The organism is Moraxella tetraodonis, from assembly GCF_022359095.1.
Taxonomy (GTDB): domain Bacteria; phylum Pseudomonadota; class Gammaproteobacteria; order Pseudomonadales; family Moraxellaceae; genus Faucicola; species Faucicola tetraodonis.
In genome coordinates, this window is sequence record NZ_JACSYB010000001.1 from 2045652 (window position 1) to 2059991 (window position 14340).

At 45.1% G+C, this 14340-nt stretch carries 11 protein-coding genes; 6 read left to right on the forward strand and 5 right to left on the reverse strand.

Annotated elements, in window-relative coordinates:
* Window positions 1–135 precede the first annotated feature (135 nt).
* On the reverse strand, window positions 136–1683 hold the full coding sequence (locus H9W84_RS09065) for a CYTH and CHAD domain-containing protein (RefSeq protein ID WP_239743130.1): 1548 nt from the start codon (window positions 1681–1683) through the stop codon (window positions 136–138).
* Between the two features lie 297 nt (window positions 1684–1980).
* On the opposite strand from H9W84_RS09065, the gene rlmD reads away from it, so the two are divergent.
* On the forward strand, window positions 1981–3492 hold the full coding sequence (gene rlmD, locus H9W84_RS09070; protein ID WP_239743132.1) for a 23S rRNA (uracil(1939)-C(5))-methyltransferase RlmD: 1512 nt from the start codon (window positions 1981–1983) through the stop codon (window positions 3490–3492).
* Here the strand turns inward: rlmD and H9W84_RS09075 are convergent.
* A complete protein-coding gene (locus H9W84_RS09075; RefSeq protein WP_239743745.1) occupies window positions 3489–4673 on the reverse strand; it encodes a DUF1615 family protein in 1185 nt (394 codons plus the stop codon). The genes rlmD and H9W84_RS09075 overlap by 4 nt on opposite strands.
* A gap of 551 nt (window positions 4674–5224) precedes the next feature.
* Between H9W84_RS09075 and H9W84_RS09080 the strand changes: the two genes are divergently transcribed.
* The 4 genes from H9W84_RS09080 (at window position 5225) to H9W84_RS09095 (ending at window position 10335) form a co-directional block, all read left to right on the forward strand.
* Window positions 5225–7639, forward strand: coding sequence for a RelA/SpoT family protein (locus H9W84_RS09080; RefSeq protein WP_239743134.1), 2415 nt, complete (start codon window positions 5225–5227; stop codon window positions 7637–7639).
* A gap of 26 nt (window positions 7640–7665) precedes the next feature.
* Window positions 7666–8568: a bifunctional DNA-formamidopyrimidine glycosylase/DNA-(apurinic or apyrimidinic site) lyase gene (gene mutM / locus H9W84_RS09085; protein ID WP_239743136.1), complete on the forward strand. Its 903-nt coding sequence runs from the start codon at window positions 7666–7668 to the stop codon at window positions 8566–8568.
* Between the two features lie 239 nt (window positions 8569–8807).
* Window positions 8808–9218 (forward strand): hypothetical protein, encoded by a 411-nt coding sequence (locus H9W84_RS09090; protein WP_239743138.1) that lies wholly within the window; start codon window positions 8808–8810, stop codon window positions 9216–9218.
* Between the two features lie 217 nt (window positions 9219–9435).
* A complete protein-coding gene (locus tag H9W84_RS09095) occupies window positions 9436–10335 on the forward strand; it encodes an alpha/beta hydrolase family protein (RefSeq protein ID WP_239743140.1) in 900 nt (299 codons plus the stop codon).
* 110 nt (window positions 10336–10445) lie between these two features.
* On the opposite strand, the gene H9W84_RS09100 is transcribed toward H9W84_RS09095, so the two are convergent.
* Window positions 10446–11162 (reverse strand): RluA family pseudouridine synthase, encoded by a 717-nt coding sequence (locus tag H9W84_RS09100; RefSeq protein ID WP_239743143.1) that lies wholly within the window; start codon window positions 11160–11162, stop codon window positions 10446–10448.
* A 69-nt stretch (window positions 11163–11231) separates the two neighbouring features.
* Between H9W84_RS09100 and H9W84_RS09105 the strand changes: the two genes are divergently transcribed.
* Window positions 11232–11414: a hypothetical protein gene (locus H9W84_RS09105; RefSeq protein ID WP_096489333.1), complete on the forward strand. Its 183-nt coding sequence runs from the start codon at window positions 11232–11234 to the stop codon at window positions 11412–11414.
* A gap of 57 nt (window positions 11415–11471) precedes the next feature.
* Here the strand turns inward: H9W84_RS09105 and hemL are convergent, their stop codons facing one another.
* A complete protein-coding gene (hemL, locus tag H9W84_RS09110) occupies window positions 11472–12800 on the reverse strand; it encodes a glutamate-1-semialdehyde 2,1-aminomutase (RefSeq protein ID WP_239743147.1) in 1329 nt (442 codons plus the stop codon).
* Window positions 12801–13090: 290 nt separating this feature from the next.
* Window positions 13091–14017 (reverse strand): polyphosphate kinase 2, encoded by a 927-nt coding sequence (gene ppk2, locus H9W84_RS09115; protein WP_409519524.1) that lies wholly within the window; start codon window positions 14015–14017, stop codon window positions 13091–13093.
* Between the last annotated feature and the right edge of the window lie 323 nt (window positions 14018–14340).

A 14340-nucleotide genomic window follows, 5' to 3' on the forward strand; every position in this document is an offset into this window, starting at 1 on the left:
ACTGTCGGTATCGAAATTAGCGGCTAAATGCTGTCATCCATGACTGACCTAACTAGTCATACAATGATTGACTGATTAGTGCTTTCTGCAGAGGCAATTTTCTTTAATTCACATGTCTACAATCAAGCCAAACTACTACCAAAACTTTGGCGCATTTTTAACCGTTTTTAGACTCACCGCGCATTGCTCGGCACTCGCTTGCTCACGCCCGCTAAACCAACCCACCGCAAATAGTGCATTTGGGTCGGTTTTGGCTTTTTCCAAATAATTGGCATGACCGACCACATTGTCATTGTATTCACCGAGTACGTCTTGTGCAGGCTCTAAGTATTGCAAGAAAGCATTGAGCTCAGCTGCTTTTTTCCCTTTTTTGCCATTGGTTTGGCTGGCAAAAAGCGGCGCAGCAAACTCACTGACATAACGCAGGCTTTTTAGGTCTTTACGGACACCATGCTGGCTTTCTGTATCGAGACTGGCAAATTTATCACTTGCTACAGCAATCGCGGTAAATAGTTTTTCCAACTTTTTGGCAACAGTGGCTTTGGCTTTTGGGTTGTCCGCAGGTACGGCTAAATGGGTAAAACCAATCAGCTCTAACAACAGAATTTGAAAATCATTGGCTCTGACGGCATCAATCGGCATGATATCGACTGCCGTTGACCACTCGACATGCGGTGCACCGACTGACTCTAGCAGGGGCTGGGTTTTTATTTGCAAGATTTCTTTATCACGATACTCCCCTAGCAGGCTAAAGGTTTGTTTGAGTACCATCAGCCAATTTGGGTCGATATAATCTTGGGCAAATTTGAAATGTTTGAGAGCAGTACGTAAACGCCGAATACCGACACGCAGTTGGTGCACTAAGTTACCATCAGGACTGCCTTCAGCAATTGCAGAGGCGTTGGGCAAAATCTGCACGAGGCAGTTATTGACCACTGCCTGCAAAAACGCAAATTGGCTGATACCTTTGTGTAATTGCAGCACAGCCAAATCCGCTTTGACAGGCTGGGCATATTGCTTATTCGCGAGTAGCAAACTACCCCGCTGGGCTTTGGTAACGGTTGATAAATATAATTTGTATTTTTTGCACCAAGTTTTTGCAATGTCAATCAAATCCCTTGGGTCACCCTCAAGGAGTTCAAATTCAATTTCATGAATATCCGATTGGGTTAACCCATGATTATTGGCGGGTTTTTGTGAGTTTAGGCGACCTATGCCAACCTTGCCGATATCATAAGCGATTTCGATGCGGCTGTTATTTTTCTTAATTTGACGAGAAGTGCGTTGGACATCGGTAAAATATTGCACGGTTAAGGCTTGAGCGAGCTGGTCGAGCGGCATGATGCTAGTCAGCTGCGCTACGACTGTTGGCTCTGTAATCAGTGAAACATCGGGCACAAGGCTGCTAACATCAAGGGTATCTGGCGTACCCGTCAGGCTCAGCACGGTATTGAGCTCAACGCGTTTGGCAACGCCGTCACCCGCTGTTTTGAGGGTTTGTACCCATTGATTGTCTTCAAAACGAATACGCAGGGCGATGCCTTGTTTGGCAAGATGTTGATTGGGGGTATCAAAATAATACGCCGATAGCCGCTGTTGCCGCGCAGTTTTGGTGTCGATGTTTTTTCTTAAGACGCCTTGTTGATAGCTTGGGACAGCAAACTTGAGTTCTAGTTCGTGCATGATGGTGTCGATTAACCTATATAGCTAACGGATAAAACACCATCATAGCACAACTTTGCTTTTTAAAAATAACCACTTGGCTCATTTGTTGTTGGTAAAATTTTAAAGCATTTAAAAAATGACCTATGATAAGTGATGACCAGTTATGCAATCACATCCAAACCTTCTTCTTTTAGCGATGTAAAGTCAGGTATTGATATAAAAAAAATCCATTTTAAGCTATCATAACCGCAAAATTTTGATGAATTTTGTAATAAATATTTACACTGACCCTCGATTAAATAGGTTTTTTAATAAATGTCAAACGCTACCGCTGACCAAACCCATTCTTCCCAACTCACCAAAAACCCAAGCAAAAAAATCAAACCCACCGCGCGGGTGCGTAAACGTTTGCAAGACGCCCCACCCGTGACCCTAACAGTGACCAACCTTGCTCATGATGGACGTGGCGTGGCAAGTTACGGTGACCAGCCCGACCATCACCTCGATAAACATGGCAAAAAAGTATTCGTTAGCTTTGCGCTGCCCAACGAGACCGTGAGCGTCAAAATCACAGGCTCACGTAAAAGCATGGAAGAAGGGGACGCGGCTCTCGTACTGGCAAACCCAAACCCTGAACGCACGACCCCGCCTTGCCCGCATTTTGGGGTGTGTGGTGGCTGTAGCTTACAGCACTGGCAACCCGATGGGCAGATTCAATTTAAGCAATCTGTACTGGCAGAGCTGCTCGAACACCAAGCCCATATCCAGCCTGAACACTGGCTTCCCCCATTGGTTGCTGACCGTTTGGGCTACCGTACCAAGGCACGTATGGGCGTGCGCTATGTCGAGAAAAAAGGCACAGCATTGGTCGGTTTTCGTGAGCGCGCCAGCAATTTTTTGGCAAATTTAAATGAATGCCATGTGCTTGACCCGCGTGTCGGCTTTGAAATTGAACCGCTAAAAGCGCTTATCAGTTCGCTTGACGCCCGTGACCATATTCCACAGCTTGAGTTAGCGATGGGTGAAACACTTGATGATGTTATTGACAGCAAAAAATCAATTGCCGTCATTGTCCGTCACATGGTGGATTTAGGCGAGCATGATATCGCAAAACTGCAAGCTTTTTTTGCAGAGCGTAACTGGCAGTTATTTTTACAGCCCAAAGGCAGCGACACGGTACATCGTATTGACCCATTGTATGAAAATACTGACCATGCGCGCCCATCAAGCCTGACTGTGCCACCGACGGGCGGTTTGTTTTATCGCTTGCCCGAGTTTGATGTGACGTTTGAATTCTCGCCACTGGATTTTACCCAAGTGAATTTGTCAGTCAATCGTAAAATGACCAAGCTGGCGATTGATTTGTTAGAATTGAAGCCAGGCGAGCGAGTGCTTGATTTATTTTGCGGTTTGGGCAATTTTAGTCTACCACTGGCGCGTCAAGTGGGTGATACAGGCTTTGTGATTGGGGTGGAAGGCAGCAGTGAGATGACACAGCGTGCCAAAATGAATGCCATCGCCAACGGCTTGCACCATACCGACTTTTTTGCCCAAGATTTGACCAAAGATTTTTCTGCTGAGCCTTGGGTTGGGCAAGTCGATGCACTGCTGATTGACCCACCCCGCTCAGGCGCCTTAGAAGTCATGCAGTATCTAGATAAATTCAATGCCAAACGCATTGTGTATGTGTCGTGCAATCCGATTACGCTTGCCCGCGATACCGCCGTGCTGCTTGACAAAGGCTACAAGCTCACCCACGCGGGCGTGATGGATATGTTCCCGCACACAGGGCATGTGGAAAGTATTGCACGCTTTGAGAAACGCTAAAATTTGGCTTTATTCATACAATTCATATAGCGTACGTTGACTTTATCAGCGTACCATTTGGTATTGTAATCGCGGCTGAGTTTTGCCCCAGAGATGACCACCTGTGGCATGATGGCGGCAGGGGCATTTTTGCCAGTTTTCATTTTGTAAAGACTACCGATGGTGCGATAGGTTTCGGTATTTTCAAAATCTTGGCTTTTTTCTTTTGCCAAGTCCATACGCACTTGTCGCTCTGTCAGGCTAATCATGCCTTGTTGTATCATCGATATCAGCGCCTGCTCACTTTGGCTGATATTGGCACTGATTTTATTGCCTTTTTCATAAATCAATAAATCGCCATCATAGTCTATTTCGGCTTTGGATAACTCTTTTAGCATTTTTTGGAAAGCCGCATTACGGCTTGAATACATCCCTGAGTTGTAGTCAGCGAAGCGATAAATCGGGTCTTGATAATTGGCTTTATACAGTAACAAGCGATGGATACCATAGTACAATCCGCCATATTGGCTATATAGGTCTTTACGCAGTTCAAGGTTATTGCCACTCATACGGCGATGGTCACGCGCATAACTTACTTGCACCTGCATTGAGCCTAAGGTGGTAATTGGGTCTAATTTTTCTTCAATATCCCCGCCTACCAGTTTGGTGACGCTGTTCAGCTTGCTGGCATAATATTTGCTTGAAAAATACGCAAACATCTGATGATAAATATCGTCAAGTTCTTCTTCGGTTTTGACTTTAGCGATTTGTTTTTCAAAGCTGTTGTCAGGCGTGGGCTCAGTTTTTAGCATGGTGCGAAAATACGGGGCTAGCGTTGTGCCCAATTTTTCTTCCAACTCCTCATTCATCGCTTTTAGGCTTGATTGCCCCAAATTCGGGACGGGCGGATTGGCTTTAAAATTAGACTCTTGGTCGATAATGGCGACCGCGGTACAAATATTTTGCGCGTTTTTTTCTATTTTTAGCGTATCAAATATTTGGTTGATGTCTTGTGCCCAGCTTTTGCTATCTTGTCCACGTTTGGGAATCAGTTTGGCAATTTGTTTGGCACCAATGGGCGAGTTAACGTCGGTTTGCGTTTGAAAATAATCACACCCTGTCAGCCCAAGCGATAAAGTCAGCGTTATCGCCAACGTTGACAGGGTTTTACCAAAGTTTGCAAGGCTTTTTGAGCGGGTCATGGTAAAATCTGACGCTACAGTAGTCGCATTTGTAACAAAATGAGATGGTAATTTCATTAAACTCACCTATACTGAACAAGATAGTTTTATCTTAATTTGGATTGAGATTCACTCAACTCACTGATTGGATCGTTGCCTAACACTCATTTGAGTGATACAAAAAATTTATCGACGTGTTGACTTGCAATTGTTTGCTAATAGACACATCTTAATAAAATTAACACATGAGTAAGCGTAATAAAGTTAGTGTTAAATGGCTAAACATGGGTAACCCTAAAACGGTTAAGATATATAAAGTGAGTATGGCATTTACTTTATTTTAACCTTTAACATTTATTTCGAGGGTTAACACGCCCAAAACCAACGCACTATCATAGCTAAAACGCGCTGCTATAGCGACTACTCTGTCATATTTTATTATTGCTAGCGCAGTATCAAATCAAACTTAATCACACAAAAATTCACAGGGAAAGTGAGTTGATAATTTTAAATGAACAAGGTTAGTTTTTTTGCTCTTTGAGGAAATCTGGTAAGTAAGGTGTAGAATTGACATGGTAAAAATACGAGAAAGTTTGCCGCTCTTGGATGGAAAAGACGTTGATCATGATAGTACCACGATGATTGCGAGTATCACTGCCAGCCAGCGTCATTTCACCCATACTGACTTGCCCATTCTCTCTGAGCCTGCCAGTCACATCATCGATGAGCATACCATTGATACCGAAGCTTGGCTGGCATCGATGGCAAAACGCGCTCATCTCACTGAGCTGCCTGAGCTGACCAAAGCCTGTCAACTACTCAAAAATCAAGATTTAAGTACCGAAAGCAACCGCTCTAATGCGTTTTTGACTGGGATTGGGATTGCGGATATTTTGGGTTATCTGTACCAAGATGAAGATACACTCGTTGCTGCGATGTTATACCGTGCTGCGCGTATCCAAATTTTTACCCCCAAACAAATCCAAGCCACCTTTGGCGATGAAGTCGCAGAGCTGGTTAAAGAAACCCTAGCGCTGGGGCGACTGTCCGATTTGATAGAGAACAACAAGCGCTTAGAAGACCACTTTAACAACAACCAGCGCGAGCAGTTATCGGGCATTTATAACATGCTCATCTCGATGACCAACGATGTGCGCGTGGTGCTCATAAAATTGGCTGAGCGTACTTTTGCGATGCGAGAGCTGTCGTATGCCAGTCCTGAGCGTCAGCAACGGGTCGCCCGTGAGGTTATGACAATTTACGCGCCGCTAGCGCATCGTATGGGTATTGCCCAGCTTAAATGGGAGCTTGAGGACTTATCATTTCGTTATCTTGCGCCTGACCGCTACAAAGAAATCGCCAAATTACTCTCTGAAAAACGTAGCGAGCGCGAAACCTATATCGACCGGGTTGCCCAACAACTGCGCGAGGCGTTAGCTGCCCAAGGGATTGACGGGGAAATCACCGGTCGTGTCAAACACATCTATTCGATTTATCGTAAGATGAAACTCAAATCATTGTCGTTTGACCAGTTATATGACATCCGCGCACTGCGGGTACTGGTGCATAACAATGCCGATTGTTATCACGTATTGGGGCTGGTGCATGGTTTATGGCGCTATATCCCCGAACAGTTTGATGACTATATCACCAACCCAAAAACCAATGGCTATCGCTCGCTACATACCGCGGTGATTGCTGAGAACAAATCGCTGGAAGTACAAATTCGTACCTTTGACATGCACTATGAAGCTGAACTTGGCATGTGTGCACACGTCAACTACAAAGAAGGCACCAAAAACAAAAAAGACGACTATCTGACCAAAAAAATCAGCTCACTGCGTCAGTTATTGCTCAATCAAGAAAATGCTGACAATCATGACCCGTTAAAATTTGTATTAGATAAACATGTTGAGCATGAACATGGCGAGCTCGATGAAGAAGAACAAGTCGTTGATTTTGGGGAATTTGAGCGGATTTATGTGTTTAGTCGTGATGGCGATATCATCGAATTGCCCAAAGGCTCAACTGTGCTTGATTTTGCCTATCATGTGCATACCCATGTCGGCAATCGCGCCCAAGCCGCTCGCGTCAATAAACGCTATGTGCCGCTCACCTATCAGCTCAAAACAGGCGAACAAGTTGAGATTATTACCAAGCAATCACGCGAGCCAAACCGTGATTGGCTAGTGGCATCCTTAGGTTATATCAATACCAGTCGCGCTCGCAGCAAACTGCGCCAATGGTTTAACAAGCAAGACCGTGATAAAAATATTGAAACAGGTAAGCACATATTAACCAAAGAATTGGCGCGTATGTCGGTACACCCTAACAGTATCGATTTAAACGACTACGTCAAATTTTTTAATGCCAAAAACAGTGATGATATTTTGGTAGGGCTAGTCAATGGCAACGTTGAATTACATAATTTGACCGGTCATATCAGTCGTCATCTAGATTTAGAGCCGGAAGTCACTGATACTGAGCTTATCCCCAGCATTCACCCCAAAGCCACAGGCAAGCTAGATGCGTATAAAATCGAAGTCGATGGCTTGGATAACATCGCTATTCACTTGGCAAATTGCTGCTCGCCTGTGCAAGGTGAGCCAATTGCAGGGTATATTACCCAGTCCAATGGCGTATCCGTCCACCGTAGTGATTGCGTCGAATATGAGCGACTGGTGGAGCGTGAGCCTGATCGCGCTATTAGTGCCGCTTGGTATGGCAATAAAGGCAAAAGCCAATTGGTAAAAATATACCTTGAATCGTATGACAGGCGTGGCTTGCTCAAAGACCTAACCCACATCATCGACCAAGAAAACGTCAATATCCGCCAAGTCGACACCCTAAGCGGGGATGATGATATCGCGCGGTTGAATTTTACCATAGAAGTGACGGGGTTAAGTCAGTTGTCCAAGCTTTTGGCAAAACTAGAGCAGCAACATGGTATTATCTTGGCGCGTCGTATCGTCAATAACAAGTCTTAATGCTTTAAATAGGAGTCACACGGCACATGCCAGAATTGCCCGAAGTGCAGACGACAGCGACGAGTCTGCAACCTTTGCTCAATCAAACCGTTGAAAAAGTTAGCGTCTTTCAGCCCAAATTGCGTTGGGCAGTGCCTGATGACTTGGTGAGTTTGAGAGATTATCAACTTATCGACATTGAGCGCCGAGCCAAATACCTGATTCTCACCTTTAAAGGCGGCGCGGCGCAAAAAAAACTGCTCATCCACTTGGGGATGTCGGGTAGCTTACAGCAGCATCCTGTGGGGTTTGACAAGCGTAAACACGATCACGTGATTTTGACATTTAATAATGGCAAAAAACTCACCCAACTGCATTATCATGACCCACGGCGGTTTGGCATGTTACTGTGGCTGGATGACTATGAAGACAAACTGATTACCCATTTGGGTGTAGAGCCGCTCTCAGACGATTTTAGCGCTGACTATCTATATCACCATATCCACAATCGCAAAAAACCGATTGAGCGCCCCATCAAATCGGTGATTATGGCGCAAGAGATTGTGGTCGGTGTGGGCAATATCTATGCAACCGAAAGCCTATTTTTATCAAAAATTCATCCGTTGACCCCTGCCTATCTCATCAGCCATGAACAGCTCATCACCTTGGTCGCCCATATTCGACAAGTCCTACAAACATCGATTGAAAAAGGCGGCTCAACGTTAAAAGATTTTACCGTAGCCGATGGACAAACGGGGTATTTTCAGCAGACGTTATTGGTGTATGGGCATAAAGGCGTTGATTGCCCAAGCTGTGGCACTACCATCGAAAACGTCAAAATCAATCAGCGGGCGAGCACATTCTGTCCCACTTGCCAGCCGCTGATAACCCACAAAAAAACAGTGAACAAACCCCTCAAAAAAACGTTCAAAAAACTGCTCAAGAAATAGCGGCTCTCCATTAACGTAAAAAAAACTGCGGCAAAGACAATTTTACTTGATAATTCTTGGCAAAATTGATGTAATGTTCCTGAACTATTCAGCAACAACCTAGCAAAACTTGTTAGGTACAACCTGTCAGTCAACCCCAGTTATTTGGTTATCTAGTTGCCTAAATATTTATTCATTTAATTTAGTTAGTTAACTAGTCACCTTGTTAATAGTGGCTTGCTGTCAGTTAGGAACCTGCTATGAAACGATTAAATACGATTGCATCAGCCGTAGCCTTGATGGTTGCAACGACGACTTGCAGCTTTGCCGCTACCGAAATTGATGAAAAAGATTTTGGTCCAACCTATGGCTCCATGGTCGCTGATACCATTGTGGGTAAGCCATTGGGCGCATTGGCAGTGGTGGGCGGCGTGATGACGGCGATTGCCAGTATGCCATTTACCATCTATAACGATGAAATCGATCAGGTAGAACGCAAGCTGATTCTTGAGCCACTGGCGGCACTCGATCGCTGCTTGGGCTGTACCCCTGCTGAAGACCAATATTTTCGCTCACAGCGCCCTAATAATAACCAAGTGCGCGTCACCGTTGATGGACCTTCTGAGATTTTAATCAACACCAACCAAAAAGTTGTCGTTAAAACCCCTTAGCTTTTTCGTCAACGATTCAAACAAGCAATTAGCCGCCGCTGATTGCTTTTTTTATGACTGTTATGTTCATGATAACTTTTTTGCACCCATAAATTGTTTGCTATAGTCGCTTTTAAACGAGTCTGCTCATCATTTGTCAAAATTTGGCTTACTGCTCGTATAAAAAGCGCTCGTATAAGCTTGTATAAAAAGTTGATTGCCAAGGAAGATAACAGTCATGTCGAACCTAAATCTAAAAACACCGTCACAACTCACCTCAACCTCTACGCAGCAAACCATTCAAATAGCCACCAAACACCCTGCCACACTTGCGGCGACTGTGTTTCGACCCGATACGGTTAAAGCCGCCGTGATGATTGCGCCCGCAACAGGTATAAAACGCCAGTTTTATCAAAATTTTGCGCAGTATTTAATGGAGCATGGCTATGGCGTCATCAGCTATGACAATGAAGATATTGGCGAGTCGATGCAAGGTGACCTCAAGCACTCTAATGCATCATTGATTAGCTGGGGACGCTACGATATGACTGCGGTGCTTGATAGGCTGATTCAAGAGTTTCCCAATACCAGCTATCATCTGGTCGGTCATAGCGCAGGCGGTCAATTATTTGGTTTGATGCCCAATTATCACAAGTTCACATCCGTGTTTAACGTTGCCTGTTCATCTGGGCAAATCCGTAATATGGCGATGCCCTATCGTGCCAAAGCCATGTGGTTTATGGATGTATTTATTCCCGTGTCCAATGTGTTGTTTGGCTATACCCAATCAAGCAAAATTGGCATGGGCGAAGACTTGCCCAAAAACGTCGCCAAACAGTGGCGAGATTGGTGCAATGGCGCAGGCTATATCAAAACCGCTTTCGGTAAAACAGTGAAAACCCACTATTACAATGAGGTTAACTTGCCTGCTATGTGGGTGAATGCCCCAGATGATGATATCGCCAATGATAAGAATGTCGCCGATATGATTCGGGTGTTTCCCAACATGCAAGCCACCACCCAAACGCTAAAACCCAAAGATTATGGCTTACAGCATATCGGTCATATGAAGTTCTTTAGCCGACAAAACCAACTGCTCTGGCAGCAAACCCTGGATTGGTTGCACCAACATGGGTAATTAAACAAGGGGCATGGTGATTATGCCCCTTGTTTGCTGCTAACAGTCGGATGAAAACAGCACGCTAAACCCTATCAATTTAAAAGCTAGCTTGTTAATAACCCACGCAGTTAAAACGGCACGGGGCTTTCCCATTCCATCCATACACCCGTATTGGGATGCTTTAAACGCAATTTGCGTGCATGCAAGCAAAGCCTAGGCGATAAATCAAACGCTTGACCGTCCAATACATCTTGCGCGTAGATGGGGTCGCCAAGCATCACATGTCCGATATGCAGCATATGCACGCGTAGTTGATGACTGCGCCCTGTTACAGGATACAAGGCGACACGGCTAACCGCCTTACCCTCACGCAGTTCGTGGTGCAAGGTTTCATATTTCGTATAAGCGCGTTTATCCCAATTCATATCGACGATATGCTTAGGTTTTTGTGATGGATCGTAACGCACCGGCACATCGATCTCGCCTTGCTGCGGCGGCGTTCCCCAGACCAGCGCTTGGTATTCTTTGCTCGGAATACGCTCGATAAATTGTTTGCTGATATGGGTTTGTGCCTCGCTATGGCGCGCAAAAATAATAATCCCTGAGGTGTCCATATCAAGTCTGTGAATAAGTTTGACGTTGGGGTCGGCTTTGAGCAAACGCGATTGCAAGCTTACTTTGAGTTCTTTACCATCCACGGATAACAGCCCGTGCGGTTTGTCGATGACCCAAATGTCGTCATCACGATATAGGGTAACAGATTTGGCAAACTCATCAAAAAAGCTTTGCGGTTTTAGCTTCTCTTCTTCGTTATATCGAGCAATTTTTTCTGCAGTTAAAGCCATATTACTTCGTCATGATTCATTGAAGAGTGCTATATTAGCATAACATTTGATGGATTTAGGCATGATAAAGTGAATAATGAAAAACTCAAAAAAATAACGCTATGGTGTATGGCAATCTCAGCTTTACTGTTGACACTTAGTTCTTTAATAAATTATCTTCAAAGAAAAGATATGGCTGAGCAACGACAAAATATCGACCAAGCGACTGAATTTCTCAAGCAAATCCCACAAAACGCCAGTGCGCCAAATTAGTAGCCAATAAAAAAGGCTACGTTAAACAATAGCCTTTTTTAAACCTAAATAATTAAGTTAAGCTTTATTTGCCATATCTTTAAACACGTCTTTTGCCGCTTGCAAGGTCGCATCCAAGTCTTCTTGCGAATGCTCACTACTCATAAAGGCTGCCTCAAAGGCGGATGGCGCAAGATACACACCGCGATCGAGCATACCGTGGAAGAATGTCGCAAATTTTTGCGCATCGCATTGGCACACCTCTTCAAAGTTTTGTGGTAGCTGGTTGTCAAAAGCGCCATCGGTAAAGAACAGCCCAAACATACCGCCACAGCGCGTGGTTTTAAAGCCAATACCCGCCTCCTTCGCCAACTGTTCAAGATTATCCGTCAAGTAAACGACTTTTTCGCTTAATGCTTCATAAAAACCTTCAGCCGTGAGCAAATCAAACATGGCAATACCGGCACGCATCGCCAGTGGATTGCCCGATAAGGTGCCTGCTTGATACACGCCGCCTAACGGTGCGATACATTCCATAATCTCACGTTTACCACCAAACGCCCCGACTGGCAGACCTGCACCGATGATTTTACCAAACGTGGTCAAATCGGGGGTAATGCCAAAATGGGCTTGCGCTGATTGTAAGCCAACCCTAAACCCAGTCATCACTTCATCAAAAATTAGCACAGCGCCATGCGCGGTACACTCGGCACGCAAAGTATCGTGAAATTCTTGCGTGGGTACAATCATGTTCATGTTGCCGGCGATAGGCTCGACAATCACACAAGCGATGTCATTGCCAAATTGCGCAAAGCAGTCCTTAATGGCTTGTGGGTCGTTGTAACGAATCGTGATAGTATGTTTGGCAAAATCGGCAGGGACGCCTTTTGAGCTTGGTTCACCGATATCTAGCATGCCCGAACCCGCTTTGACCAGTAGACTGTCGCTATGACCGTGATAACAGCCTTCAAATTTGACAATTTTGTCGCGCCCTGTATAGCCACGTGCTAGACGAATGGCGGACATGGTGGCTTCAGTGCCTGAGCTGGTCATACGGATTAATTCAACACTAGGAATCAATTCGCAGATTTTGTCCGCCACCGTAGTCTCAAACGTGGTGGGGGCACCAAAGCTTAACCCGTCATCTGCCGCATTTTTGACCGCTTCGATAATATGGGGGTGCGCATGACCCAAAATCATCGGTCCCCATGAGCCCACATAATCTATGTAGGGTTTGCCTTCGGTATCATACATTTTGCTGCCACGGGCACGGCTGATAAAGACAGGTGTACCCCCCACGCCTGCAAATGCCCGCACAGGTGAATTCACCCCACCAGGGATATGGGCTTTGGCTTGTCTAAACAGTAATTGGTTGGTTGTCGAGTTGTTTGAGTTATTTGAATTCATGGGGCCCTCAGCTGAATAAATTTTTGCCTATTTTAACAAAATTCGGGGGTATTGAATACGCTTGCCGTCTATCTTGAATTTGGCTGGCTTGACTTTGGCTGACGAAAAATAGGCGATTGTCGATAAAAAAATATGGTTTTGGCTTGTTTGATATGTCCCCACCTTTTGGCAGCAATGTTTTGGTAGCAATGGTAGCGATCTACTTGCTGCTATCTTTATATTTAAAAACCCCAATGCCATGCACTGGGGTTGTTGTGTTGTGATGTTTATTGCATCAGTTTGCTGAGCAATTATTTGTGGTGATTGAATGAGATATTTGGTACTGCCAATTCGTTATATTCGCCTTTTTCATATAAAGCCCCTGCACGACCCACAATCAATGGGTCAACTGTCCCCACCACTTTCGGGTCCTTATTGTCGTAAGGTAGTTTGCTTAATACATAGCGCATCGCATTCAAACGCGCGCGTTTTTTATCGGTTGACTTGATGACAATCCAAGGCGATTCTGCACTGTCGGTGTTAAAGAACATGGTTTCTTTGGCAAGGGTGTAATCATCCCATTTGTCAAGTGACGCTTTATCAATGGGTGAGAGTTTCCATTGTTTGAGCGGATGGGCTTCACGCTCGGCAAAACGGCGACGCTGCTCTTCACGACTGACTGAGAACCAAAATTTGATTAAATGAATACCTGAGCTAATCAGATGTTTTTCAAACTCTGGGACTTGGCGCATAAAGTCATTGTATTGGTCTTCGGTACAAAAACCCATGACACGCTCGACGCCAGCACGGTTATACCATGAACGGTCAAATAGCACGATTTCGCCCTTGGTCGGTAGATGCTGGACATAACGCTGGAAGTACCATTGACCCGCTTCTTGCTCGGTGGGTTTTTCCAGGGCAACGACTTTGGCACCGCGCGGATTTAAGTGTTCCATAAAGCGTTTGATGGTACCGCCTTTACCTGCGGCATCACGACCTTCAAAGATGATGACGATTTTTTGCCCGCTATCTTTGACCCATTTTTGCAGTTTTAATAGTTCAACTTGTAGCTCGTATTTTTGGGCTTCATAGTTTTTGCGTGACATACGGTTTTTGTAGGGATAACCGCCTTCACGCCAGTTGTCAGCCAATTCGTCGTCTTTGTTGATTTTGCTTTGCACGCTAGTGGTTTGGCTGCCAAATAGTTTTTTGACTTCGTTGATTTCATCGTTGGACATGCCATTGATCAGCGCTTGTAAGTGCTCTGCCATTTTTTCGACATTGCCTGTTGTCAGGTCTTTATTCATGATGCTTTCGATGGCGCGTTTTTTGGCATTGGCTTTTTCACTCACCCCTGCTTGCTGCGACTGCTCAAGCAACACTGTGGGGTCGGTCTCATAAGGCTGGTCAATGCGCTCGGTCGCTGGTGTTTTAGTACTGCGGCGCGCTGGGGTGTTGGTAGCTAGGTTTTTGGTAGGCTGCGACTTTTGGGGCTTCGCTTTATCCGTTTTGGCATTGTCAGTTTTTGTACTGTCAGTTTTGGCGCTATTTGCCGCTGTGC